Origin of the sequence: Amycolatopsis solani, assembly GCF_033441515.1 — a bacterium.
Classification (GTDB): domain Bacteria; phylum Actinomycetota; class Actinomycetes; order Mycobacteriales; family Pseudonocardiaceae; genus Amycolatopsis; species Amycolatopsis solani.
The window spans coordinates 575,455-599,533 of the sequence record NZ_JAWQJT010000001.1; the positions used below are offsets into that span (position 1 = coordinate 575,455).

The following is a 24,079-nucleotide window of genomic DNA, read 5'->3' on the forward strand; positions in this document are numbered from 1 at the left end:
GGCGCTAGTCCAGCTTTCCGGGCACGATCTGCAGGTAGATCAGGGTGATCACGAAGTTCACGACGAACAGCAGCAGGAACGTGATGACCACCGACTGGTTCACCGCGTCCCCGACGCCCTTCGGGCCGCCGGAGGGGTTGAGACCCCGGTAGGACGCGACGACGGCGGCGATGAACCCGAAGATCAGCGCCTTGAGCTCACCGACCCAGAGGTCGGGCAGCTGGGCCAGTGCGGAGAAGCTCGCCAGGTAAGCGCCCGGCGTCCCGCCCTGCAGCACGACGTTGAAGAAGTAGCCGCCCAGCACGCCGATGACGCTGACCATGCCGTTGAGCAGCAGCGCGACGAGCATCATCGCCAGGGTGCGCGGCACGATCAGCCGCTGGACCGCGGAGACGCCGAGCACCTCCATCGCGGCGATCTCCTCGCGGATGGTGCGCGCGCCGATGTCGGCGCAGACGGCCGAGCCGCCCGCGCCCGCCACCAGCAGTGCGGTGACCAGCGGACTGGCCTGCTGCACGGTGGCGAGCACGGAGCCCGCGCCGGTGTAGGACTGCGCGCCCAGCTGGCGGGCGAGCGAACCGAACTGCAGCGAGATGACCGCGCCGAAGGGAATGGCCACCAGGGCCGTCGGCAGGATGGTCACGCTCGCGATGAACCACGACTGCTGGATGAACTCCCGCAGCTGGAACGGGCGCTGGAACAGGCCACGGATGATGTCGAGGCCGAGAGCGAACAGGTTCCCGGTCTCGCGGAGCATGCCGATCCCGGGGATCTTCGCTTGTGTTGCGGGAGAGCTCACCGGCCACCTGGCCCGTTGTCCCGCGGCGGCGGCATCCGGTGCGAACCGGGTCTCGGCGGCTGCCCGCCGCCCGGGATGCGCGCCACCTGGTCGGCGGGCAGCTGCCCGTGGTGCTGGTTCGGGACGCCGTCACCCTGCGGCCGGGCCCCGGCCGGCACCTGCTGCTGTTGCTGCTGCTGGGCCTGGGCGACGCGGCGGGGGCTGACGCCGTAGTGGCGCTGCTCCTCCGGGCTCAGGGAGGCGATGATGCCCTCCTGCGCGGGCTGCGGCAGCCGGTGCAGGACCTCCATGACCCGGTCCTTGCGGCGGACCGCGCCCATCCGCTGCGGCACGCCCGGCGTCGTCTGCATCTGCGGCGGCACCCCGGAGATGTCCTCGACCCCGCCCGCGTGGTGGCCGGCGTCGAACATCGCCTGCTCGGCGGCGATCTGGGCGCTGTCCTTCTCCTCGGACATGCCGATCGGGCCCTGCATCCGGCCGTTGAGGAACTGCTTGACGACCGGCTCTTCGCTGGTCAGCAGCACCTCGCGCGGGCCGAACATGACCAGTTCCTTGCGGAAGAGCATGCCCAGGTTGTCCGGCACCGTGCGGGCCAGGTTGATGTTGTGCGTGACGATCAGGAACGTCGCGTCGATCTGCGCGTTGACGTCGAGGAACAGCTGCGAGATGTAGGTGGTGCGGACCGGGTCGAGACCCGAGTCCGGCTCGTCGACCAGGATGATCTCGGGGTCGAGCACGAGGGCGCGGGCGAGGCCGGCGCGCTTGCGCATACCACCGGAGATCTCGCCGGGGAGCTTCTTGTCGGCGCCGTTGAGACCCGTCATGTCGAGCTTCTCGAGGACGATCCGGCGGATTTCCGTCTCGGACTTCTTCGTGTGCTCGCGCAGCGGGAAGGCGACGTTGTCGTAGAGGTTCATCGAGCCGAACAGCGCGCCGTCCTGGAAGAGGACGCCGAAGAGCTTCCGGATCTCGTACAGCTTGTGTTCGGAGCAGGTGACGATGTCGACGCCGTTGATCACGCAACGCCCGCGGTCGGGCTTGAGCAGCCCGATCATCGACTTCAGGAACACCGACTTGCCGGTTCCGGACGGACCGAGCATCGCCGACACCTCGCCTGGCGGCAGGGTCAGCGTGACGTCCCGCCAGATGGCCTGCTTACCGAAGGACTTGGTCAGACCTTCGATGACCACCTCGGCACCCATCGCACCTCCAGGAGCTGTTCCGCGTCATTGCGCCCGCTGCCACACCCATGCCACCCCATGCCGGCGGCGGGTGCGGGCCTGGCGCCCCATGAACCCGCGTCAACCAGGTGCAACGAGCTGAGTGCGAACAGGTTACTCACCAGTTTTCTTTTCTGGCCAGACCCGGGTTGATCGACACCCCGCTGTGATCGGCAACTTGAGGCACGGTAGTCCATTCGGGGCAACAACGCAGATTTCCTGGCCCGGAACCCTCGATTTAGGGACCCGGGGCTATTCGGACACCGCTCCTAGGGGGGCCCGGCGACCAGGCAAAACGGAAGGGGCGGGCATCCAGGTGGATGCCCGCCCCTTCTCGAGGTGGTGCAGAGGCGCTCGCGCGCCCCGGATCACTTGATGGAGATCTTGGCGCCCGCGGCCTCGAGCTTCTCCTTGGCGGCCTCGGCGGCCTCCTTGTCGACCTTCTCCAGGAGGGCCTTGGGAGCGGCCTCGACCAGCTCCTTGGCCTCCTTCAGGCCCAGGCCCGAGACGACCTCGCGGACGACCTTGATGACCTGGATCTTCTTGTCGCCGGCGCCCTCGAGGACGACGTCGAACTCGTCCTGCTCCTCGACGGCGGCCGGGGCGGCACCGGCGGGGCCGGCAGCGGCGACGGCGACCGGCGCGGCGGCGGTCACGTCGAAGACCTCTTCGAACTCCTTCACGAACTCGGACAGCTCGAGGAGGGTGAGCTCCTTGAAGGCGTCGATCAGCTCGGCGGTGCTCAGCTTCGCCATGATGGCTTCCTCTCAGAAAAACGAACTAGACGTTCGGGGTGGGGGTGGTTCAGCTCTCGGCGGGTGCTTCGGCTGCTTCGGTACCGGTGGCTTCGCGCTGCTTTTCCTCCAGCGCGGCAGCCAGGCGGGCGACCTGGGACGCCGGCGCCTGGAACAGCGCGGCGGCCTGGGACAGCTTCGCCTTGAACGCGCCCGCTGCCTTGGAGAGCAGGACCTCACGGCTGTCGAGATCGGCGATCCGGTTGATCTCGTCCACGGACAGCGCTTTGCCGTCCATGTAGCCGCCCTTGATCACAAGCGCGTTGTTGTCCTTCGCGAAGTCGCGAAGCGCCTTGGCGGCGTCCACCGCTTCACCCTCGACGAAGGCGATGGCGGTGGCACCGACGAACAGGCCCTCGAGCCCCGTGACGCCCGCGTCTTCGGCGGCGCGCTTGACGAGGGTGTTCTTCGCGACCCGGTACTTGGCACTGGTGCCGAGAGCGCGGCGCAGCTGGGACAGCTGGGACACGGAGAGGCCGGTGTACTGGGTAACGACGGTGGCCGAGCTGTTGCGGAAGCTCTCCGCGATCTCGGCGACGGCCGCCACCTTGTCGGGCTTCGCCATGGTCGCCTCCTCTCTTGGCTAGTGTTTCCACTGGCGTCGAGGGGCCCCGAAACGACGAAACGCCCTCGCGCAAGCAGGCGCGGGGCGTTGTACGGCACACGATGGTGCCAGCCTCGTTCCTCCTGCGCGGGCCGCCCGGCGAAATGCGGGACCTTCGTTCCCCACGGAAGCGGGGAAAACCAGCGGTCTTCGGTAGAACCGTCGACAACTATACCGGTCGCCTCCCGGCACCTTCTCCCGGGGCCCGCTCTGACCTGCGTTTAGGCGGCTGGGGGTTCCCCAGGCGGGCCCGGAGGGCATCATGGTGACGTGGCGGAGCAGCGCGATGACGGAAAGCCGGGCTCGGAAGTCGAACCGGCGGGCCCTTCGACGCCCGCGGCCCAGCCGATCGACCCGGCGCAACTGGAGGAGTTCCGCCAGTTCCAGCAGTTCCAGGACTACTTGCGGTTCACGCAGTCCCAGCAGGGCAATGCGCCGGCTCCGACGCCGGACGCTGGTCTGGTCCAGGCCCCGCCTGCTTCTCATCCTGGTGGCGGTGCCCAGCCGCCGATGATCCCGCCGGGTTACCAACTGGTCCCGGCGGAGCGCCGCCGCGCCCCGAGGTGGCTGAGCTGGCTGGGGAAGAAGGTCATCGCCTGGGTCCTGGCTTTGGTGATCCTCGGCGTCGCGGGCACGTGGCTGTACAACCACTTCTTCCCGAACGACTCGGGCAAGACGTCGGCCCAGCTCGCCCAGGAGGGCGGCGGGAAGTACCAGACCAACCACATCCTCTCGACCAGCCCGTACGAAGCCGTCCGCGAGGTCTACGACGCCGTCGCGCAGAACCTCGTCCCGCAAGCCTGCGGGCGGATGGACGAGCCGATCCAGCAGAAGTTCGCCCAGGACCTGGGCTACGCGGACTGCCAGGTCGCGGTGCACGAGCTGAACCGCAAGGTCACCAACAAGAACAAGTACGCCGAGTCGATGCCGTCCTACGTCTCGGAGCCCATCCCCGGCGACCGCTTCACGATCAGCTCGTGCCAGTTCGGGATCGAAGGTGGCCCCGCGCTCGGCGCGTTCACCGTGCAGAAGGTCGAAAAGGGCCAGTGGCTCATCACCGCGCACACGAACGAGCCGACACCGTGCCCGGCACCGACGCCCACCACGCGCTGACTCAGCGGGGGTGGGGTGCCGACAGGAACGCCACCAATGCCTCCGAGAACGACGGCGACATCACCGCCGTCATGTGGTCGCCCGGGATGCGGACCAGGCGGGCTCCCGCGATCGCCGCTGCCAGCCGCTCCGGCTCCGCCGCCAGCTGGTCCTGATCCCCCGCCAGCACCAGCGTCGGCACGCCGATCGACGACAGGTCCAGGTGCCCTTCCTTCGACGCCAGCGCCACCGCCGCCAGTGCGCGGCGGTCGGCGCCTACCGCGTCGGCCAGGAGGCGGAACGGGACTCCGGCGGGTGGGACGGTCGACGGGTCCTCCGCCAGCAGGGCCGAGGCGATGTCCGCCGGCTTCACCACGCGGAGGTCGACGCCGCCGAAGTCGACGATGCCGGAGCCGACGCCGCCGGTGGCCAGGCAGCGGATGCGCTTGTCCGCCGCCGTCGCGGCCAGTGCGATGATCGCGCCCATCGAGTAGCCGACCATCGAGACCTCGTCGAGGGCCAGCTCGTCCAGCAGGGCCGAGACGTCGCGGGCCATGCGGTCGCCGGTGTAGCAGGCCTCGTCGTACGGCTTCTCCGAGCGGCCGTGGCCGCGCGCGTCCAGCGAGATCACCGTGAAGCCCGCGTCGCGCAGCGCCGCCACCACGCCGGTGGAGATCCAGTTCGCGTTCGTGTCGGCCGCGAAGCCGTGCTGGAGCAGCACCGGGCGGTGGGCGCCGTCGCCCTCCCACACGGTGTAGTTCAACCGGAGCCCGTCGAACGACGCGAAAGTCGGCATGACGTCCATCAGACACGAAGAAAGGGCGCCCCCGCAGCAAGCGGGGACGCCCTTTCCGGTGATGTCCGACTCAGACGTTCGCGTCCTCGGAGAGGAGGTTGCGGGTCCGCAGCGGGTCGACCGGGATGCCCGGGCCCATCGTCGTGGTGAAGGTGACCTTCTTGAGGTAGCGGCCCTTCGCCGACGACGGCTTGGCGCGGAGGATCTCGTCCAGCGCGGCGGCGTAGTTCTCGACCAGCTTCTCGGTGTCGAAGGAAGCCTTGCCGATCACCAGGTGCAGGTTGGCCTGCTTGTCGACGCGGAAGTTGATCTTACCGCCCTTGATGTCCTTCACGGCCTTCTCGACCGCGGGGGTCACCGTGCCGGTCTTCGGGTTCGGCATCAGGCCACGCGGGCCGAGGATGCGGGCGATGCGGCCCACCTTGGCCATCTGGTCCGGCGTCGCGATCGCGGCGTCGAAGTCGAGCCAGCCACCCTGGATGCGCTCGATCAGTTCGTCGGTGCCGACCGCGTCGGCGCCGGCGGCTTCGGCCTCGGCGGCCTTGTCGCCGACGGCGAAGACGATGACGCGGGCGGTCTTACCGGTGCCGTGCGGCAGGTTCACGGTGCCGCGGACCATCTGGTCGGCCTTGCGGGGGTCCACACCGAGACGCATCGCGACCTCGACGGTCGCGTCCATCTTGGTCTTGGAGGTCTCCTTCGCCAGCTTCGCGGCGTCGAGCGGCGCGTACAGGCGCGCCTTGTCGATCAGCTCCGCAGCCTGGCGGTAAGCCTTGCTGTGCTTGGTCATGCTTCTGTCCTTAACTTCGAATACGGATCAGTGTGGTGACGAGCCAGCACTGGCTCTCCCACAGGTAAAGCTGCAGACGTCAGGCGTCGACGACCGTGATGCCCATCGAACGAGCAGTACCGGCGATGATCTTCGCGGCCTGGTCGATGTCGTGGGCGTTGAGGTCGGTCTCCTTGGTCTTGGCGATCTCGCGGACCTGGTCCCAGGTGACCTTGGCGACCTTGGTCTTGTGCGGCTCGCCGGAGCCCTTTTCGACACCAGCGGCCTTGAGCAGCAGGCGCGCGGCCGGCGGCGTCTTCAGCTTGAAGTCGAACGACCGGTCTTCGTACACGGAGATCTCGACCGGGACGACGTCCCCGCGCTGCGACTCGGTCGCGGCGTTGTAGGCCTTGCAGAACTCCATGATGTTGACGCCGTGCTGACCCAGAGCCGGGCCGACCGGCGGCGCGGGGTTGGCCGCACCCGCCTTGATCTGCAGCTTGATGATCGCCGCAAGCTTCTTCTTCTTGGGTGGCATTTCTTTTCCTGTCCTGTACTACGTTCCCCGCGTACCTGCCGTGGACGCGGGGACTGCGGCCGGAGAAGGCCGGCCGTCAGATCTTGGAGACCTGGGTGAACGACAGCTCGACCGGGGTCTCCCGGCCGAAGATCGACACCAGGACCTTCAGCTTCTGCCCGTCGACGTTGACCTCGGAGATCGTCGCCGGCAGCGTCGCGAACGGGCCGTCCATGACCGTGACCGACTCGCCGATCTCGAAGTCGACCTCGACGGCCGGGCCGCCGAGCGGGGCCGTGGAAGTGGCGGACTCGCCCTTGCCGGCCTTCGCCGGGGCTTCGCTCTCGACCTTCGGGGCGAGGAACTTCAGCACCTCGTCCACGGTCAGCGGCGACGGCCGCGAAGTGGCGCCGACGAACCCGGTGACGCCCGGCGTGTTGCGCACCGCGCTCCACGAGGCGTCGTTCAGGTCCATCCGGACCAGGATGTAGCCGGGCAGCACCTTGCGCTGCACCTGCTTGCGCTGGCCGTTCTTGATCTCGGTGACCTCTTCGGTCGGGACCTCGATCTGGAAGATGTAGTCCTCGACGTCCAGGGTCTGAGTACGGGTCTCGAGGTTGGTCTTGACCTTGTTCTCGTAACCGGCGTAGGAGTGCACGACGTACCACTCGCCGGGCGCGGCGAGGAGCTCGGCGCGCAGCTTGGCGACCGGGTCCTCGTCGTCGGCCTCGGGCTCGGCGGCCTCTTCGGCCACGTCGTCGCCGTCTTCGTCACCGGAAGCGGCTTCGTCGACCTCGTCGGACACCTCGACGGGCTCCAAGTGCTCGGACTCCTCGTCACCGAGTGCCGCGTGCACCTGCTCGTCGGAAAGCTCGGTCAGGTCGTGACCGGCTGATGTGCCGTTGTCGGAGGTCACGTTCCGTCCTCTCAGTTGATCATTCCGGGTCGGTCGGGCCGGCCCGCGCGGCACGGCGGCGGGTCAGCCGAAGATCGCGCCGATGCCCTTCTTGAACGCGAAGTCCAAGACGCTCACCAGTGCCACCATGAACACCACGAAGACCAGCACGACCGCGGTGTAGGTGACCATCTGCTTGCGGTTGGGCCAGATGACCTTGCGCAGCTCCGCCCACACCTCGCGGATGAAGCGCACCAGCCGCGCGAACACGGAGGCCTTTTTCGCCTTCTGGTCCCGCTTCGGAGTCGGCGCGCCCTTCGCGTCGGGGGCGGACTTCTCCCCCGACTTCCCGGCCGGACGGGTCTTGTCGTCCGCACGTGCCGCGGACTTGCCCGCCGGGCGCGCGGTCGCACGGCGCTCACGCCTGGCAGCGGCTGTGACGGGACGGGACGGGCTCTCGGGCTTCTGCCCGTTGCCGTCCTGCTCCTGCTCGCCGCCGCTGGCGTCGCTGTCGCTCACGACCACTCCTCCGCTCCACCAGTTCCGCTACGCAGGGGTGACAGGACTTGAACCTGCAACCTGCGGTTTTGGAGACCGCTGCTCTGCCAATTGAGCTACACCCCTGTGGAGTCCCGATCGCTCGGGGCCCCGGAGGACGCATTCCATCATCCCCACCATCCAGGCGGGGATGACCGTAGTGCGTTCCAAGTCCCGAAGTCTACGGCAAGCCTCGCGGGAGCCCGCAACCGCGCCCCCCGATCGACCGCCGAACCCCGGCCGGCCTGCGGAAAACTCTCCGCCGACCACCTGATCATGCCAGGATGTCCGCCATGACGGACACCCCCGGCCGCGCACCGGTGGACGGGACGCGCCTCGGGCTCGCGCTGCCCCAGTACGGCGCCCTCGCCGACCCCGCCGCCGTCGCGCGCTTCGCGTCCTCCGCGGAGGACCTCGGCTACGGCTCGCTCTGGGTCGGCGACCGGATACTGGCGCCACGGGAGCCGTCGGACCTGTACCCGGGCGGCGGCACGCCGGAGCAGCCGTACCCGGTCGAGTTCGAGACCTTCGCCGACCCGTTCACGACGCTGGCGACCGCGGCCGCGGTGACCCGCACGGCCCGACTGGGCATGAGCGCGCTGACCGGCCCCGTTTATTCCCCCGTCCTGCTCGCCAGGGCGCTGACCTCGCTCGACCTCGCCAGCTCGGGACGGCTGGACGTCGGTTTCGGGCTGGGCTGGCTGCGCGAGGAGTACTTCGCGACCGGCGTCCCGTGGGCGGGCCGGGGCAAGCGGCTCGACGCGGTGCTCGACGCCCTGGACGCGCTGTGGACCGGCGACCCGGCGGCGCACGAGGGCCCGCAGTGGCGGATCGCGCCGTCGACGGTGGGCCTGCGCCCGGCGCAGGACCCGCGGCCGCCGGTGCTGCTCGGCGGGTTCTCCCCGCCGGCGCTGGCCAGGGTCGGGCGCCGTGCGGACGGCTGGCTGGCCGGCTGGATGCCGTCCCAGTACCTCGACGGCCTCTGGTCGGTCGCCCTCGAGGCCGCCGAGCGGGCCGGGCGCGACCCGGGCGAGCTGCGCCGGGTGCTGCGGATCAACCCGCGCCACGGCACCGCCGTCGAGACGGCCGCCGACGTCCTCCCCTGCCTCGACGTAGCCCGCGAGCTGGGCATTTCCGAGGTGCTCGTCGACCTGCACTACGTCGCGCGGGACGTCGGCCACGCGCTGGAACTCGCCGGGGAGCTCATCACCAAGGCGGCCTGACCACCACGCGAAAGTGTGATGCAAGTCTCCTTCGGAGTCCCGCTCCCGGGGAGCAGCGGCCTCGGCCTGCGGTTCAACCCGGTGACCGGCACGACGGCGGACAAGGTGCGCGGCGGGCCCGCGCTGCGGCTGGTGCTCGAGAACGGCCGAACGGTGCTGGTCAGCGTGGACGACCCGGAGACCGGCGCCGGGCTGCTCAACCGCCTGGTCGCGCGGCGGATCACCCGGATTGGCTAGCTCGCCCGTCGCGTTCCTTCGGTAGAAACGAAGAAGTGGCGAAGAAAAGCGGTGGGGGCGGCTGTCTCGTCGTCGTGCTCGTGCTCGCGCTCCTGGGCTTCGGGTACTACAAGTGGCAGCACGGCTCGTCGTCGGCACCGCCGGACGGCGCGGACACCGGCGGCGGCAGCGGCCGGTACGTGGCGCTGGGCGACTCGTACACGTCGTCGCCGCGCACCGGGCGGCAGGCGGGCACCCCGGCGGGCTGCGAGCGCTCGGACGACAACTACCCGCACCTGGTCTCGGCGAAGCTGAAGCCGGCCCAGTTCGCCGACGTCAGCTGCGGCGGTGCGACGACCGCCCACCTGACCGCCCCGCAGAAGACGGACAACGGGACGAACCCGGCGCAGCTGGACGCCGTCACCAAGGACACGACGCTGGTGACGATCGGCATCGGCGGCAACGACGTCGGCTTCTTCACCTACGCGGCGGGCTGCGCGACGGCGCACTCGACCGCGTCGCCCTGCAAGGACAAGCTGACCGCGGGCGGGCACGACCAGCTCGCCGAGCGGATCGACGCGGCCGCCCCGAAGGTCGGCGCGATCCTCGACCGCGTCCACACCAAGGCCCCGAAGGCGAAGGTCGTGGTCGTCGGCTACCCGACCGTCCTCCCGGACGGCGACGGCTGCTGGCCGGTGCTCCCCTTCGGCAGCGGCGACATCGCGTACTTCCGCGACGCGCTCGGCAAGCTGAACAAGATGCTCGAGGACCAGGCGGACAGCCACCGCGCGGGCTACGCGGACACGGCGACACCGGGCAAGGGCCACGACGTCTGCTCAGCGTCGGACACCCGGTGGGTGGAGGGCCTGCTGCCCGCCTCGCCTGCCGCCCCGCTGCACCCCAACGCGAGGGGTGAGCAGGGCATGGCCGACGCGGTCCTGTCGGTGCTGAAGCTGCCCTAGGGTCGTGAGTGTTCGGTCGGGTTAGAACCCGACCGAACACTCACGACCTCAGGTGCGGACGAGGGCCTGCGGCTTGCCGAGCACCGTCTTGCCGTCGAACTTCACCACGAGGTCGATGCGGGCGGTGCCGTCGCCGGAGACCTCGCCGACCTTGCCGGTGATCTCCACCAGCGAGCCCTCGGGCGTGTTAGGGACCACGACCGGGCGGGTGAAGCGGGCGCTGAAGTCGACCAGGCGGCCCGGGTCGCCGAGCCAGTCGGTCACCACGCGGCCGGCCACGGCCATGGTCAGCATGCCGTGCGCGATCACGTCCGGGAGGCCGACGCCCTTGGCGAACGCCTCGTTCCAGTGGATCGGGTTGAAGTCCAGCGCCGCGCCGGCGTAGCGCACCAGCTGTTCGCGGGTGATCCGGACCTCGAGGGCGGGCAGTTCGTCGCCGGTGTTCACGCGTCCTCCCCCCGCACCACGAGCTGGGCGCGCGTGGTGGCGATGTGCGCGCCGTCGCCGTCGGTGATCTCGGCGCGCAGGTTGATGAAGTCGTTGCCCGCCCTGGCCATGATCCGGTCGATGTGGGTCGTCAGCAGCAGCGTGTCGCCGGCGTGCGCCGGACGGCTGTAGCTGAACTGCTGGTCGCCGTGGACCATCCGCGAGTAGTCGAGGCCGAGCTCGGGGTCCGAGACGATCGAGTTGATCGACGCCAGGTTGATGATCGTGAGGAACGTCGGCGGCGCGATGACGTCCGGGTGGCCCGCCGCCTTCGCGGCTTCGGGATCACGGTAGAGCGGGTTGGTGTCGCCGATCGCGTCGGCGAATTCCCGGATCTTCTCCCGGCTCACTTCGTAGCTGGTCTGCGGCGGGTAGACCCGCCCGGTGAACGACTCGTCCAAAGGCACGCCGGCCAGGCTACCAACAGCAAAGAGCCGCCCCCGTTGTCCAGGGGCGGCTCTTCGAAGCTGGTGAACGCGTACGCGTCAGCGGGTTTCCTTGTGCGTCCGGTGCGTACCGCAGTTCGGGCAGAACTTCTTCATCTCCAGGCGATCCGGGTTGTTGCGCCGGTTCTTCTTGGTGATGTAGTTGCGGTGCTTGCACTCTTCGCACGCCAGCGTGATCTTGGGTCGCACGTCGGTGGCAGCCACAGCGTTTCCTTCTCTCTCGGTACTGAGTCCGCCCCGACAGCCTTAGCCGCCCAAAGCGGGGGTCCAGGGGGCTTGCCCCCTGGCGGGGGTCCGGGGGTTCGACCCCCGGGGTTTAAGCGGAGCGGCTGTGGCTCGCGCTTTCCGCGAGCACAATCCTCTCAGCTGCGTAGCGGTGGCCGGACTTGAACCGGCGACACAGCGATTATGAGCCGCTTGCTCTGCCAACTGAGCTACACCGCCCTTACATGACCCAAGCCGCGACACGCAGGCGTGACGCGGCTGAGGTCGTGAGCCCCTTTACGGAATCGAACCGTAGACCTTCTCCTTACCATGGAGACGCTCTGCCGACTGAGCTAAAGGGGCCTGGCCTCTCGCGAGGACTTCGAAAGATTACCAACCCCCGTCACCCCGTCGTGCAACCGGGGTCCCCTTTCCGCAAAACCTCAGGTCAGCAGGGTCAGCACGGTCTCGGAGTGCCGCCCCGGCGAGCGCGCGGTGCGGGCCTGCAGCCACGCCTCCAGGCGATCTTCCGGCAGCGGGCGCGAGATCAGGTAGCCCTGGGCGACGTCGCAGCCCATCGCCTCCAGCTGGTCGCGCGCGACGTCTTCCTCGACGCCTTCGGCCACCACCGTCAGCCCGAGCGAGTGGCCGAGTTCGACGATCGAGCGCACCACCGCGAGGTCACCGAGGTCGGTGCCCATGCCGAGGACGAAGCTCTTGTCGATCTTGACCTGGTCGACCGGCAGCTGCCGCAGGTAGGCCAGCGACGAGTAGCCCGTGCCGAAGTCGTCCACCGCGAGCACGATGCCCAGCGAGTGCAGCTCACGCAGGATCGGCAGCGCCTTCTGCGGGTCGGACATCACGCCGGACTCGGTCAGCTCGAACGTCAGCAGCTCGGGCGGGATGCCGTGGTGCGCCAGCTCGCGGGCGACCTTCTCCGGGAAGTCCTCGTCGGCCAGGTTGCGCACCGAGAGGTTGACCGCCACCGAGATCCGCAGGCCTTCGTCGAGCCACTTGCGGCAGCGCTTGAGCGCCTCGCCGAGCACGAACGACGTCAGGACGCCGATCAGCCCGGCCGCCTCGATGGCCGGGACGAACTCGTCCGGGCCGAGCCTGCCGAACTCCGGGTGCACCCAGCGGACCAGCGCCTCGACGCCGGCGACCTGCCGGTTCGGCAGCGTGATCTTCGGCTGGTAGTGGACGCTGACCTGGCCGTCCTCGAGGGACTGCCGGAACTGCGTGACCATCTGGAAGCGGCGCAGGAAGATCTGGCCCATGCTCGGCACGTAGCCGCGGACCTCTTCGCCCCCCCTTGGTGGCGCGGACGGCGACGTCGGCGCGCTGCAGCAGGCCTTCGATGTCGACGACGTCGCCCGACTCCTCGGGGGTCGTCGTCGCGTAGCCGATCATCGCGTTCGCCTCGACCGAGAGCCGGTCGACCGGGTACGGCGCGGAAAGCCCTTCGCGCAGCCGTTCCGCCGCGTCGTGGGCGTCCTCCGGCGGGCAGCCGGCGAGCAGGGCCGCGAAGGACGCGCCTTCCAGCCGGGCCAGCGGGACGTCGGGCCCGAGCGCGTCGCGGATGCGCCGGGCGGCGGCGATCACCATCCGGTCGGCCCACGCGTAGCCCAGCGCGTCGCTGACCGTGGAGAAGACGTCGAGGTCGATGCGCAGCACCACGGCGTTGCCGAAGTCGCGCAGCGGTTCCTTCGCCACCTGCCGGAAGCCCAGCCGGTTGAGGTGCCCGGTGAGCGGGTCGTGGTAGGCGTCGTGGCGCAGCGTCGCCAGCAGCCGCCGGTTGTCCAGCGACGTCGCGAGGTGGCTGGCCATCGTGCCGAGCAGCTGGACGTCGTACTTGCCGAACCCGCGCCAGCGGGACAGCCGGTCGTGCGCCTCGACCACGCCGAGCAGCTGGTTCGCGCTGCGCAGCGGGACGACGAGCGCCTCCTGCGCGCCGCGGTCGAGCAGCGCCGCGCGGACGTCGGGGTTGGCCTCGGTGATCCGGAAGTGGCGGACGTGCGCGCCGGGCAGCCGCAGCAGCGGGTCGTCGGCGGCGGGGTCGGCGGGCGGCAGGTCGTCGCCCGCGACGACGACCCGCAGCGGGTCCTTCGCCTCGAGCCGCAGCCGGAGCACGACGCGGCCCGCGGCGAGCTGGTCCTTGATGCGCTCGGCGATCGTCGCCCACTCCCGGACGTCGACGCCGCCGACGAGCTCGTCGGCGCGACCGGCCGGGCGGGCCGCCGCCAGCTGCCCGGACCGGGCGACCATCAGGCTGACGTCGGAGAGCGCTTCCATGTCCCGCTGCTCGCGCAGCAGGTCCGAATAGGCCCAGTACAACGCGGTCAGGCCGAGGAAGACGGCGAGCACCAGCGGCCACGCCTTGGGCGTGTTCGAAATGACGAGGTAGCCCGACAGGCCGACGGAGGCGTTGACGAACCCGACGACCAGGATCCGCGCGGTGAGCCGGACGGCGGTGCTGACCCGCATCCGGCGCCGCAGCACGCGGACGGCGGCCAGCGCGAGCAGCGTGCTCACCAGCGGCGCGGTCAGGGTGCCCGCCAGCGCGGCGACCCACGGGAACTTGTCACCGGTGCCGGCGCCGACGGCGTACTTGACCAGCCCGGCGACGGCGAACGCGCCGGTGATCTCGAGCAGGAACGCGCCCGCGTTGTAGAGGACGCGGCCGGAGACCTTGCGCGCGAGCAGTGTGCCGATGCCGGCGACCAGGTGCGCGGCCAGCACGACTTCGAACGGCGCGACGAAGAACCCGATGACGAGCGGGATCTCGGTGAACGAGATGGTCCACGAGATGCCGCTGCGGACGTCGACGTTGATGCCGAGCTGCTCGGCGAGCAGGAACGCGACGGCGAGCACCGGCCCGATCCACAGCAGCTCGCTGTCCCAGTGGAACGGTTGCCACGAGCCGACGGCGAACGCGGCGACGAGCCCGAGGCTCAGCACGGCGAAGGTGTAGACGCGGAACCGGCGTTCGTCCGTCCGGGCTTCGGCGGAGGCGGCGGGTTGCGGTGGTGTCCCGGAAGCGGCTCCCGGCCCGGGCTGCGCCTGCGCGACGGCGTCGCCGTGGGCGTTGGTGTCCGGCATCCGACCTTCCCTCCCGGCTTGTCCACCGGTGCTGATCCGTGACTTCGGGTGTGGACAAGGGCCATACCGTACCCCGTAGGGCGTACCCGTGTCCCTTTCGAGACAGTAGGAGATCACCCCAGGGTTAACAATGCCCCGAACCCGCTGACCTGCGTGGACCAAGGGGTGAAACAAGAGAGGCTCGGCGCTCGAGTGACTCCCTACACACGCGAGCCGCGGTCGCGCTTCAATGTGCCCATGCACAGCGATGCGATCGCCACCGAACACGCGGCACGGCTCGCGGCGGTGGATCCCCTGCTCCCCGGTTCTTCTCCGTTCGAGGCAGCCGAAAACGCCGTGGTACTGGAGGTCGCGACCGGCGGCTCGGCCGCGTCCGGCCTCGCCTCGCGCATCCAGGTCGACCAGGGCGCGCCGAACGCGCCCTGGCGCGCGCTGACCGAACACCGGCTCGACCTCCAGCTCGCCGGGCCGCGGCCGGCGGAGGTCCTGGACGCCCTCCTCACTCGATGGGATGAACATCTGCGCGCGGTCGCCGAGCGTGGCGACACCGAGACCGCCGCGGTCGTCCCGCGTGCCAGTCGTGACGGCGCCGGCGCGCGCGAACTGCTGCACCACGGGTTCGCCCCGCTGCGGGTGGTCGCGGTCCGCCCGTCCGAGCGGATGGTCCCGGCGACGCCGCTCGGCACCCCCGGCGTCAAGATCCGCCGCGGCGAGCCCGGCGACCTCGAGACCGCCGTCGCGCTCGGGATGGAGCTGCACTCCTACGACGCCCAGTACGGCACCGTGAACTGGCGCGAGGGCGTCGAGGACATCCTCACCAAGGACCTGGCCGAGAAGCTGAACCGGCCGGAGCCCGCGGTGTGGATCGCCGAGCTGTACGGCCGCCCGCTCGGCATGGTGAACGTCCAGCACCCGGGCGAGACCGGCTGGATCAGCGACCGCGTCAAGGCGTCCCGCGTCGGCTACCTGTCGTCGCTGGCCGTCGCGAAGGAGGCGCGCTCGTCCGGCGTCGGCACCGCGCTGGCCACCCACGCCCACCACGTCCTCGACGAGGAGGGCGCCGACGTCGTCCTGCTGCACCACGCGGCGGCGAACCCGCTCTCGACGCCGTTCTGGTACGCGCAGGGGTACCGCCCGTTGTGGACGTACTGGCAGCGCCGCCCCGCCGTGCGGTGAACACCGTGCGGTGAACAAACGGAGGATTACCGGCGGCGCGGTGTCCTTATAGGCTGGCTCCCCAAGAGCGAGGGGAGCCGGGAGTGAGCGACCAGCGGGATTCCGCGCCGAGAGCGCCCGAGGGCGTCGACACCGAGAAGCCGTCCGCGGCCCGGATCTACGACTGGTACCTGGGTGGCACCCAGAACTGGGCCGTGGACCGCGAGTTCGGCAGGCGCATGGAGCAGCAGTGGCCGCTGGTGCGGCCCGGCTCCAAGCAGAACCGCGAGTTCATGAACCGCGCGGTGCGGGCGGCCCTGCGGGCGGGGATCCGGCAGTTCATCGACCTCGGCTCCGGCGTCCCGACGGCCGGGAACGTGCACGAGGTCGTCGAGGCCGAGCTGCCCGACGAGCACGACGCCAAGGTCGTCTACGTCGACTACGAGCCGGTCGCCGTGGCGCACGCGACGCTGATCCTCGAGGAGGGCGCGGCGACCGACTGGGCCGGCATCGTCCAGGCGGACATGCGGGACGCGAAGGCGGTCCTGCGCGCGGAGGAGACGAAGCGGCTCATCGACTTTTCGCAGCCGGTCTGCCTGATGATGATGGCGGTCCTGCACTTCGTCGGCCCGGACGACGACCCCGAGGGCATCCTCGAGGCGTACCGCGAGAAGCTCGCGCCCGGCAGCTGGCTGGCCATCTCGCAGATGAGCGAGGGCGACGGCAGCGGCGAGACGCTTGAAGGGCTGCGCTGGTTCGTCGAGCAGTACCGCAAGACGAGCAACCCGGTCTGGCTGCGCGACCGCGACGAGATCGAGCCGCTGTTCGGTGACTGGCCGCTGCTCGAACCGGGCATCGTGCACCTGCCGGACTGGCGGCCCGACCGGAAGCTGAACGCGCTGGAGGCGGAGGCCCGCCCGTACGCCTGGTGCGGGATCGCGGCGCGGCCAAGCTCCTGACCTGCGGTTTCACTGATCGCTGTGGGCGAACGCTCCATCGGAAACAAACACACCCATCGGAGAGTTGAGCAAGGCAGACTCAACTAACCGAGGAGTGCACATGTCCGACACCCGCCTCCTGCCCGTGCTCCCGCTCGATGACGACGTCGTGCTGCCGGGCATGGTGGTCCCGCTCGACCTGAGCGACACCGAGACGCGGGCCGCGGTGGAGTCCGCCCAGGCCGGCACGCCCAGCCAGGCGTCCTTCCCCGGCATCCGGTCGACCGGCGCCACCAAGGCCGAGGTCCTCATCGTCCCCCGCGTCCACGGCGAGTACGCCGAGTTCGGCACCGTCGCCACGGTCGAGCGCATCGGCCGCGTGCCCGGCGGCAAGGCCGCCGTGCTGCTGCGCGGCACGTCCCGCGCGCGCGTCGGGCGGATGGCCGACGGTCCCGGCGCCGCCCGCTGGGTGCACGCCGAGGACGCCCCCGAAACCACGAACGACCGGACCGCGCCGCTCGCGGCCGAGTACAAGGCCGTCGTCATCTCGATCCTCCAGCAGCGCGGCGGCTGGCAGCTGATCGACGCCGTCCAGCAGGTCGAAGACGCGTCCGCGATCGCCGACCTGTCCGGCAACGCGCCGTACCTCGACACCGACCAGAAGGTCGAGCTGCTGACCACGCTCGACGTCAGCGCACGCCTGGAGAAGGCGCTCGAGTGGAGCAAGGAGCACCTGGCCGAGCTCGAGGTCACCGAAACGATCCGCAAGGACGTCTCCGAGGGCATGGAGAAGCAGCAGAAGGAATTCCTGCTGCGCCGCCAGCTCGAAGCCATCCGCAAGGAGCTCGGCGAGCTCGACGGCACCGCCGACGAGACGGACTACCGCGCCCGCGTCGAAGGCGCCGAGCTGCCCGACGCCGTCAAGAAGGCCGCGCTGGCCGAAGTGGACAAGCTGGACCGCACGTCCGAGCAGTCCCCCGAGGGCGGCTGGATCCGCACCTGGCTTGACACCGTCCTGGAGCTGCCCTGGAACGAGCGCACCGAGGACGTCTACGACATCGCGGCCGCCCGGGCGGTGCTCGACGCCGACCACGCCGGTCTCGACGACGTCAAGGAACGCATCATCGAGTACTTGGCCGTCCGGAAGCGCCGTGCGGAATCGGGTCTCGGCCCGGTCGGCGGACGCCGGTCCGGCGCGGTGCTCGCCCTCGCGGGCCCTCCCGGGGTCGGCAAGACGTCGCTGGGTGAATCCGTCGCGAAGGCGATGGGCCGCAAGTTCGTCCGGGTCGCCCTCGGCGGCATCCGCGACGAGGCGGAGATCCGCGGTCACCGCCGCACCTACGTCGGCGCGCTGCCCGGCCGGATCGTCCGCGCCATCAAGGAAGCCGGTTCGATGAACCCGGTCGTGCTGCTCGACGAGATCGACAAGGTCGGCGCCGACTACCGCGGCGACCCGACGGCCGCCCTGCTCGAAGTGCTGGACCCGGAGCAGAACCACACGTTCCGCGACCACTACCTCGAGGTCGAGCTGGACCTGTCCGACGTCGTGTTCCTGGCGACGGCCAACGCGCTCGAGACCATCCCCGGCCCGCTGCTGGACCGCATGGAGCTCGTCACGCTGGACGGCTACACCGAGCACGAGAAGGTCACCATCGCCCGCGACCACCTGCTCCCCCGCGAGCTGGAGCGCGCCGGGCTGGGCACTTCGGACGTGGTTTTGACGGACGCGGCGTTCAGCCGGATCGCCGCCGAGTACACCCGCGAGGCGGGCGTGCGCGCCGCGAACCGGACCATCGCGAAGGTGCTGCGGAAGATCACGACCAAGGTGGCGCTGGACGAGGTTTCGCTGCCGCTGTCCGTCGACGCCTCGGACCTGGAGACCTACCTCGGGCGGCCGCGGCACATCCCGGAGTCGTCGCTCCCGGCGTCAACCCAGCGCACGGCGACGCCGGGCGTGGCGACCGGCCTGGCGGTGACCGGCGCCGGCGGTGACGTCCTCTACATCGAGGCGTCGCTGGCCGACGAGGAGTCCGGCGCGTCCGGGCTGCAGCTGACCGGCCAGCTCGGCGACGTGATGAAGGAGTCGGCGCAGATCGCGCTCTCCTACCTGCGTTCGCACGGCGCGGAGCTGGAGCTGCCGGTGGGCGACCTGCGCAAGCGCGGCATCCACGTCCACGTCCCGGCGGGCGCGGTCCCGAAGGACGGGCCGTCGGCGGGCGTCACGATGACGACGGCGCTGGCGTCGCTGCTCTCGGGCCGCGTGGTCCGCGCCGACGTGGCGATGACCGGTGAGGTGTCGCTGACCGGCCGGGTGCTCCCGATCGGCGGCGTCAAGCAGAAGCTGCTGGCCGCGCACCGGGCGGGGATGAAGACGGTGATCATCCCGCAGCGCAACGAGCCGGACCTCGACGACGTCCCGGCCGAAGTGCTGTCCCAGCTGGACGTCCACGCGGTGGCGAACGTCCGCGAGGTCCTCGACCTCGCACTGACCCCGGCGTCCACGCCGGTTCCCCAGGCGGCGTAACCCCGAGCGCCGCCACCTGACGAACGGCCGGTTTCCCCCTTCCCCCAGGGGAAACCGGCCGTTCGCGTGCGTTCAGACCCGCCGGGCGGCGATCAGGTACCCGGTGCCGAGCCGGCCCCGCGCACCGCGCCCGACCGTCCTCTCCGGACGGTCGGACCGGCCGCGGACGAGCCGGTCGAACGGCGGCACCAGCGCGGTGACGTCGTAGAAGAGCGTGTCCTGGGGCTGCAGCCCGGCCCGCCACAGCTCGTGGCGCAGCCGCCCCGGCGCGCAGGCCCGGATCCCGGTGCGGCGCGCCCCGTGGCGCCGCGGGACGTGGAAGGCCTCTTCGAGACCACCGAGCACGCGGCGCGCGGGCCAGTACAGCCCCCATTCCACGAGCCGGTAGGGACTGCGCGGGTTGAGCATGGTGACGACCGCGAGCCCGCCGGGCCGGACCACTCTCGCGATTTCGTGCAGGGCGGGCGCGATGTCCACGTATTCGAGCACGCCCATCGCGAGCACGATGTCGAAAGCGTCGTCGGCGAACGGCATTTCTTCGATGTTCCCGACGGAGAACTCCGCCTCTTTTCCGGCCCGTTGCCGCGCTGCGTCGACCATCGCGGCGGACCGATCGCATCCGGTGACGGCGAATTCCCCCGGCCGCCCGTCGAGCAGGTGCCGGACCATCATCCCCGGCCCGCACCCGACGTCGAGCAAGGCGCCACCGGGCCGTCCGGCGAGCACCCGGTCGACGGCGTGGAGCCGGGAACGGTGGTACCGCGCGGTCGGCCCCGCCCCGGAGTAGGCGTCGGCGTAGTCGGCGACGAGCTGGGCATCGGCGTACTGGACCCGCACGAGCTGCTCCCGCGTCGGGCGGTCGAGCGTCCCGGGTACCGGCATGTGCACCTCCACTTGTTGGCCCCTGCCCCTTGCGGTCGTCGGGCCGATCACGGAGGTCGTTACCGGTTCACGGGAGTATTTCGAAATGCGAGCGAAAGGGGGAACGAATCTTCACCCGTTGCGCGGACGAATGCCCGCCGAATCGTGTGGTCAATCGCGGGCGTGGATTGTTCCTCGACAATTCGAACAATCGCGGCATAGCCGACGAACGTCGACGGCTGGCCTGATGGAGTTCCACACAGGAACTGGGGGTCACTCCGCGGACGCCGCACAGGAGATCATCCGAAAAGGACACACGTGCGGCCGGGGTGCACGCGGGCGTTCATCCCAGCGCCGCGGAATCTTCGCGCGTCAGAGCCGGTCCGCCGGGTCAGGAGCGGCACCCTCGGCGGCCGTGGGGCGCCGGCCGGGGCCGAGCCGCCGGAGGGCGGCCTGCTGCTGCGCCATCACGCGCAGCGCGTTGAGCAGGGCGGAGCCGAGAGCGATGACGGTGACGGCGGACTCCACCGCGCCGTCGCGATCGCCGGCGTCGGCGACCGCGTCGACCTCGTGGGCGGCGACGGCGTTCATGGCTTCGGCGTAGGGACCCAGCAGCGCGGGCAGTGCGTCGTGGCCCATGCGGTGGCAGGTGGCCAGGATGTGGACCGCTGATCGCCAGCCGGGGTTGTCCGGGTCCTCGTGCCATCCGAGCCGGTGCGCGACCTCCGACAGCTGGGCGCGAGCGTGGGCGTGTTCATCGGTTTCGGGCAGCTCGGGAGCGGGCAGGATGGCGTCCTGGGCAACACCCAGCGTGCTGGCCAGGGGGAGCGAGCTGTCCACGGCGGCCAGAACCCGCTCGATCGCCGCGGCGGTCAGCCCGCCGTCTTCGGTCAGGGCGCGCAGCAGCCGCAGCCGCCGCACGTGCGCCTCGGAGTAGCTGGCCTGGTTGGGCGCGCCGGTGCGTTCGCCGGCGGGCAGCATTCCCTGCCGCAGGTAGTACTTGATCATCGGTATCCCGACGCCGGCGTGCCTGCTCAGCTCGGCCATCCGCACCGCGTGCTCCCCTCGGTTGCCCCGCCGTTCGGATAACTCTATTATCCGAACATGGTTAATTCAATTATCCGCTTGCTGCGCGTCGGTCATCGTCCCACGGTGGCCACCGCCGCGATCCTGCTGGTGACGGCGGCGGCGCTGACGGTGGCGCTGACGCTGGATCCCGGCCAGGTGCTGGGGCAGCCGCGATGGGCCAAGCCACTGAAGTTCGCCATCAGCTTCGCCCTGTACCTGGGAACCATCGGGTTGCTCGTCCCCCTGGTGCGCGGCCGGCGAGCCCAGCGGGTCACGCGGTGGGCGGCGATCGCGCTGACCGCGGCCGTGGTGGTCGAGATGTGCGGGATCACCGGGCAAGCCGCACGGGGGCGGCTGAGCCACTTCAACGTCAGCACACCGGTGGATCGCGTGGTGTACGCGGCCTTGGGAGCGGGGTCGGTGGTCATCTGGACGGCCACCGCCGCCCTGGCCGTCGTGCTGCTGAGGCAGCGCACGCTGACCACTTCCCTGTCGCGAGGCCTCTCGCTCGGCGTGCTGGTGTCGTTGCTGGGGATTTCCGCCGCGTTTTTCATGGTCGTCCCTTCCGCCGCGGTGGGCACCGGCGCCGCGGATCCGGGAATGCGGCTCGTCGGCGGCCACGCGGTCGGCGTGCCCGACGGCGGCCCTGGCTTGCCACTGCTGGGCTGGTCGACAACCGGCGGCGACCTGCGGATCGGGCACTTCTGGGGCCTGCACGCCCTGCAGGCGCTGCCCCTGCTCGCCTTCGCGCTGCGCGCGCTGTCGGCCCGGGTGGTGTTCTTGCGTCCGGAACGAGTCCGGGCACGCCTGGTCGCCCTGGCCGCGGCCGCGTGGACGGCGGTGACGGTGCTGCTGGTCTGGCAGGCGCTTCGCGGCCAGCCGCTGCTGAAGCCGGACGAGGTCACCCTCCTCGCCGGCGCCGGCATCGTCGTCCTCACGATCGCCGGCGCGTGGATCGCCGTGCGCGGCTCGCACCCGGCGACCGGCGGGAAACGGACCGGAGCCCGGTGGACGTTCCGCCTAGCCTGGCGAGGTGGTCAATCGCCTGCGCGCCGCCGTGGTCCTGCCGGAGGACTCCGCCTGGAGCCGGCTCGAACTCAAGCTCCTGGTCGACGACCGGGACGTGGTCGGGCCGGTGTTCGCCGAGGGCCCGTGGGCGGACCCCGACGCGCTGCTGGGGCCGGACAGCCCGCTGCTGCCCGGCGCGGAGCCTCGTGAGGTGATGCTCGCCGAGGCGGAGTGCACGTGGGGTTGCTGCGGCGCGGTCTTCGTCCGGATCAGCCGCGAGGGCGGCGAAGTCGTTTGGGATCACACGCCGGCTCGCACCGAAGATTGCCGATCCACCGAAAACGTGAACAGGCAATTCGGGAATAGCAGAAGAGGCCCCGTGCTCGGCGTTTGCCGAATTCACGAAGCCTCTTCACTGGGTGGCGGGTGAGGGATTCGAACCCCCGTAGGCGTAAGCCAACTGGTTTACAGCCAGTCCCCTTTGGCCACTCGGGTAACCCGCCAAGGCAAGCCGGGCGAACCGGCCGTGGAGAAGTTTACCCAACCGCTCCGGACGGGGGTCAACCGGGATACCCATCCCCCGGTGGGGGCTAGGCTGGGTGGCCCCTGACAAGCGAGTACGAGGTGTGAGGACACGTGGCGGATCCCTCTTTCGACGTCGTGAGCAAGGTCGACCGCCAGGAGGTGGACAACGCGCTCAACCAGGCGAGCAAGGAGCTCGGGACGCGCTTCGACTTCCGCGGCACGGGCACGACGATCAACTGGTCCGGCGAGGAGGCGATCGCGATCGAGTCCGAGACCGAGGAGCGCGCCCTGGCCGCGGTCGAGGTGTTCAAGGAGAAGCTGATCAAGCGCAACATCTCCCTGAAGGCGTTCGAAGCGGGCGAGCCGGCCCTCTCGGGCAAGATCTACAAGATCGGCGGCAAGATCCTCCAGGGCATCGCTTCGGACAAGGCGAAGCAGATCGCGAAGTTCATCCGCGACGAAGGCCCGAAGGGCGTCCAGGCCCAGATCCAGGGCGACCAGCTGCGGGTGTCGGGCAAGAAGAAGGACCAGCTGCAGGACGTGATCGCCTTGCTGAAGGGCAAGGACTTCGAGATCGCGCTGCAGTTCACGAACTACCGCTGACGTCGCCGCGGGCACCCGGCCACCGGGTGCCCGCTCAGGACGGCGTCAGCGTCCAGCTCGTCTCGTACCCGTCCACCTTCAGGTACCCCGGACCCCGGACGTCGCGCTCCACCTCGACGTTCCCGATCTGGTTCAGCAGCAGGTCGCGGAAGTCCCCCGCGTTGATCCACAGGGCGACGTTCCCCCGCGTCTTCGCCGTGAACCGCACCTTCGACACCCCCGCCGGCAGGCGGAGGACCGCCTCACCCTTGCCCGACATCGGCTGGCCCGGGGCCGTCATCGGGAGGCTCCGGAAGTCCGAGATCGTCGCCGTCCAGGCCGCGTTCGCGTGGATCGTCACCCGCTTCGTCGGGCGGTCCTCGTACGTGTTCAGCCACGTCGTGCCCTTGTACGCGCCGATCGCGTTGACCAGGCCGTGCTCGCCGCCGTCGGAGTCGATCATCACGTTCGACGTGCACTTCGGGCAGTCGAACGTGAAGAACCCCAGCTGGTCGGCGGGCCAGCTGGTCTCGAACTCGCCGCTGCCCTTGCCCGTGTGCGTCTCCGTCGGCACTTCGCGCGGGGCCGGTGGCGCGGTCGACGTCGGCGGCGCCGGCACGACCGCAGCCGACGAGGCCGCCTCGATCGTCCCGTAGCCGACGCCGGGTGCGCACGCCGACGCGAACGCCAGGACGAGCACGCCGAGCAGCCGTAGTTTCATCGTTCCCCCTCGGGGCCACCACCGGCCCTCCGGTGATC

24 protein-coding genes, 4 tRNA genes and 1 pseudogene are annotated in these 24,079 nt (G+C 70.3%); 9 read left to right on the plus strand and 20 right to left on the minus strand.

Annotated elements, in window-relative coordinates:
* Window positions 1-4: 4 nt before the first annotated feature.
* From SD460_RS02890 to rplJ, 4 genes are all read right to left on the minus strand, one after another.
* Window positions 5-757 (minus strand): MlaE family ABC transporter permease, encoded by a 753-nt coding sequence (locus SD460_RS02890; RefSeq protein WP_290059984.1) that lies wholly within the window; start codon window positions 755-757, stop codon window positions 5-7.
* Between the two features lie 38 nt (window positions 758-795).
* Entirely contained in the window at window positions 796-2,001 is a 1,206-nt protein-coding gene (locus tag SD460_RS02895) for an ABC transporter ATP-binding protein (RefSeq protein WP_290059970.1), read from the minus strand.
* 386 nt (window positions 2,002-2,387) lie between these two features.
* Window positions 2,388-2,774, minus strand: coding sequence for a 50S ribosomal protein L7/L12 (gene rplL / locus SD460_RS02900; RefSeq protein WP_086675529.1), 387 nt, complete (start codon window positions 2,772-2,774; stop codon window positions 2,388-2,390).
* A 49-nt stretch (window positions 2,775-2,823) separates the two neighbouring features.
* The gene (rplJ, locus tag SD460_RS02905; RefSeq protein ID WP_290059974.1) at window positions 2,824-3,378 is read right to left on the minus strand and encodes a 50S ribosomal protein L10; all 555 of its coding nucleotides are present in this window, start codon (window positions 3,376-3,378) and stop codon (window positions 2,824-2,826) included.
* A 309-nt stretch (window positions 3,379-3,687) separates the two neighbouring features.
* Between rplJ and SD460_RS02910 the strand changes: the two genes are divergently transcribed.
* On the plus strand, window positions 3,688-4,530 hold the full coding sequence (locus tag SD460_RS02910; RefSeq protein ID WP_290059976.1) for a hypothetical protein: 843 nt from the start codon (window positions 3,688-3,690) through the stop codon (window positions 4,528-4,530).
* Window position 4,531: 1 nt separating this feature from the next.
* Here the strand turns inward: SD460_RS02910 and SD460_RS02915 are convergent, their stop codons facing one another.
* The 6 genes from SD460_RS02915 to SD460_RS02940 all read right to left on the minus strand — a co-directional run bounded on the left by SD460_RS02915 (window position 4,532) and on the right by SD460_RS02940 (window position 8,110).
* Window positions 4,532-5,305 carry an alpha/beta fold hydrolase gene (locus SD460_RS02915; protein WP_290059978.1) on the minus strand — a complete coding sequence of 258 codons (774 nt, stop codon included), beginning with the start codon at window positions 5,303-5,305 and terminating at the stop codon, window positions 4,532-4,534.
* 70 nt (window positions 5,306-5,375) lie between these two features.
* Entirely contained in the window at window positions 5,376-6,095 is a 720-nt protein-coding gene (rplA, locus tag SD460_RS02920; RefSeq protein ID WP_284747830.1) for a 50S ribosomal protein L1, read from the minus strand.
* Window positions 6,096-6,174: 79 nt separating this feature from the next.
* Window positions 6,175-6,612, minus strand: a complete 438-nt coding sequence (rplK, locus tag SD460_RS02925; RefSeq protein ID WP_003079266.1) for a 50S ribosomal protein L11 — start codon at window positions 6,610-6,612, stop codon at window positions 6,175-6,177.
* A 76-nt stretch (window positions 6,613-6,688) separates the two neighbouring features.
* A complete protein-coding gene (nusG, locus tag SD460_RS02930) occupies window positions 6,689-7,507 on the minus strand; it encodes a transcription termination/antitermination protein NusG (protein ID WP_290059981.1) in 819 nt (272 codons plus the stop codon).
* A 63-nt stretch (window positions 7,508-7,570) separates the two neighbouring features.
* Window positions 7,571-8,011 carry a preprotein translocase subunit SecE gene (gene secE / locus SD460_RS02935; RefSeq protein WP_290059982.1) on the minus strand — a complete coding sequence of 147 codons (441 nt, stop codon included), beginning with the start codon at window positions 8,009-8,011 and terminating at the stop codon, window positions 7,571-7,573.
* A 26-nt stretch (window positions 8,012-8,037) separates the two neighbouring features.
* A tRNA-Trp gene (locus SD460_RS02940) sits at window positions 8,038-8,110 on the minus strand.
* A 206-nt stretch (window positions 8,111-8,316) separates the two neighbouring features.
* Here SD460_RS02940 and SD460_RS02945 point away from each other — a divergent pair.
* Genes SD460_RS02945 through SD460_RS02955 form a run of 3 tightly spaced genes read left to right on the plus strand, consistent with a single transcriptional unit; the run spans window position 8,317 to window position 10,424 of the window.
* A complete protein-coding gene (locus SD460_RS02945) occupies window positions 8,317-9,246 on the plus strand; it encodes a TIGR03619 family F420-dependent LLM class oxidoreductase (protein WP_318305892.1) in 930 nt (309 codons plus the stop codon).
* An 18-nt stretch (window positions 9,247-9,264) separates the two neighbouring features.
* Window positions 9,265-9,483: a hypothetical protein gene (locus SD460_RS02950; RefSeq protein WP_290062728.1), complete on the plus strand. Its 219-nt coding sequence runs from the start codon at window positions 9,265-9,267 to the stop codon at window positions 9,481-9,483.
* A 35-nt stretch (window positions 9,484-9,518) separates the two neighbouring features.
* Window positions 9,519-10,424, plus strand: a complete 906-nt coding sequence (locus tag SD460_RS02955; protein WP_290062727.1) for an SGNH/GDSL hydrolase family protein — start codon at window positions 9,519-9,521, stop codon at window positions 10,422-10,424.
* Between the two features lie 48 nt (window positions 10,425-10,472).
* On the opposite strand, the gene SD460_RS02960 is transcribed toward SD460_RS02955, so the two are convergent.
* The 6 genes and pseudogenes from SD460_RS02960 to SD460_RS02985 form a co-directional block, all read right to left on the minus strand.
* Entirely contained in the window at window positions 10,473-10,871 is a 399-nt protein-coding gene (locus SD460_RS02960) for a MaoC family dehydratase (RefSeq protein ID WP_290062725.1), read from the minus strand.
* Window positions 10,868-11,317: a MaoC family dehydratase N-terminal domain-containing protein gene (locus tag SD460_RS02965; protein WP_290062724.1), complete on the minus strand. Its 450-nt coding sequence runs from the start codon at window positions 11,315-11,317 to the stop codon at window positions 10,868-10,870. The genes SD460_RS02960 and SD460_RS02965 overlap by 4 nt, the downstream gene beginning before the upstream one ends.
* A 78-nt stretch (window positions 11,318-11,395) precedes the next feature.
* The gene (gene rpmG / locus SD460_RS02970) at window positions 11,396-11,560 is read right to left on the minus strand and encodes a 50S ribosomal protein L33 (RefSeq protein WP_005152047.1); all 165 of its coding nucleotides are present in this window, start codon (window positions 11,558-11,560) and stop codon (window positions 11,396-11,398) included.
* A 167-nt stretch (window positions 11,561-11,727) separates the two neighbouring features.
* A tRNA-Met gene (locus tag SD460_RS02975) sits at window positions 11,728-11,800 on the minus strand.
* A 50-nt stretch (window positions 11,801-11,850) separates the two neighbouring features.
* Window positions 11,851-11,923: transfer RNA gene (locus SD460_RS02980), tRNA-Thr, on the minus strand.
* An 80-nt stretch (window positions 11,924-12,003) separates the two neighbouring features.
* A pseudogene (locus SD460_RS02985) lies at window positions 12,004-14,659 on the minus strand (putative bifunctional diguanylate cyclase/phosphodiesterase).
* A gap of 237 nt (window positions 14,660-14,896) precedes the next feature.
* Here SD460_RS02985 and SD460_RS02990 point away from each other — a divergent pair.
* From SD460_RS02990 to lon, 3 genes are all read left to right on the plus strand, one after another.
* Window positions 14,897-15,835, plus strand: coding sequence for a GNAT family N-acetyltransferase (locus tag SD460_RS02990; protein ID WP_318305893.1), 939 nt, complete (start codon window positions 14,897-14,899; stop codon window positions 15,833-15,835).
* 83 nt (window positions 15,836-15,918) lie between these two features.
* Entirely contained in the window at window positions 15,919-16,773 is an 855-nt protein-coding gene (locus SD460_RS02995) for an SAM-dependent methyltransferase (RefSeq protein WP_318305894.1), read from the plus strand.
* A gap of 100 nt (window positions 16,774-16,873) precedes the next feature.
* Window positions 16,874-19,276 carry an endopeptidase La gene (gene lon, locus SD460_RS03000; protein WP_318305895.1) on the plus strand — a complete coding sequence of 801 codons (2,403 nt, stop codon included), beginning with the start codon at window positions 16,874-16,876 and terminating at the stop codon, window positions 19,274-19,276.
* Between the two features lie 72 nt (window positions 19,277-19,348).
* Here the strand turns inward: lon and SD460_RS03005 are convergent, their stop codons facing one another.
* Window positions 19,349-20,158, minus strand: coding sequence for a class I SAM-dependent methyltransferase (locus SD460_RS03005; RefSeq protein ID WP_318305896.1), 810 nt, complete (start codon window positions 20,156-20,158; stop codon window positions 19,349-19,351).
* Window positions 20,159-20,509: 351 nt separating this feature from the next.
* Window positions 20,510-21,184 (minus strand): MerR family transcriptional regulator, encoded by a 675-nt coding sequence (locus SD460_RS03010; protein ID WP_290051367.1) that lies wholly within the window; start codon window positions 21,182-21,184, stop codon window positions 20,510-20,512.
* 105 nt (window positions 21,185-21,289) lie between these two features.
* Between SD460_RS03010 and SD460_RS03015 the strand changes: the two genes are divergently transcribed.
* Window positions 21,290-22,423 (plus strand): hypothetical protein, encoded by a 1,134-nt coding sequence (locus SD460_RS03015; RefSeq protein ID WP_318305897.1) that lies wholly within the window; start codon window positions 21,290-21,292, stop codon window positions 22,421-22,423.
* A gap of 210 nt (window positions 22,424-22,633) precedes the next feature.
* Here the strand turns inward: SD460_RS03015 and SD460_RS03020 are convergent.
* Window positions 22,634-22,716: transfer RNA gene (locus tag SD460_RS03020), tRNA-Tyr, on the minus strand.
* A 133-nt stretch (window positions 22,717-22,849) separates the two neighbouring features.
* Here SD460_RS03020 and SD460_RS03025 point away from each other — a divergent pair.
* The gene (locus tag SD460_RS03025) at window positions 22,850-23,341 is read left to right on the plus strand and encodes a YajQ family cyclic di-GMP-binding protein (RefSeq protein WP_086860720.1); all 492 of its coding nucleotides are present in this window, start codon (window positions 22,850-22,852) and stop codon (window positions 23,339-23,341) included.
* Between the two features lie 34 nt (window positions 23,342-23,375).
* On the opposite strand, the gene SD460_RS03030 is transcribed toward SD460_RS03025, so the two are convergent.
* Window positions 23,376-24,041 (minus strand): hypothetical protein, encoded by a 666-nt coding sequence (locus tag SD460_RS03030; protein WP_318305898.1) that lies wholly within the window; start codon window positions 24,039-24,041, stop codon window positions 23,376-23,378.
* Between the last annotated feature and the right edge of the window lie 38 nt (window positions 24,042-24,079).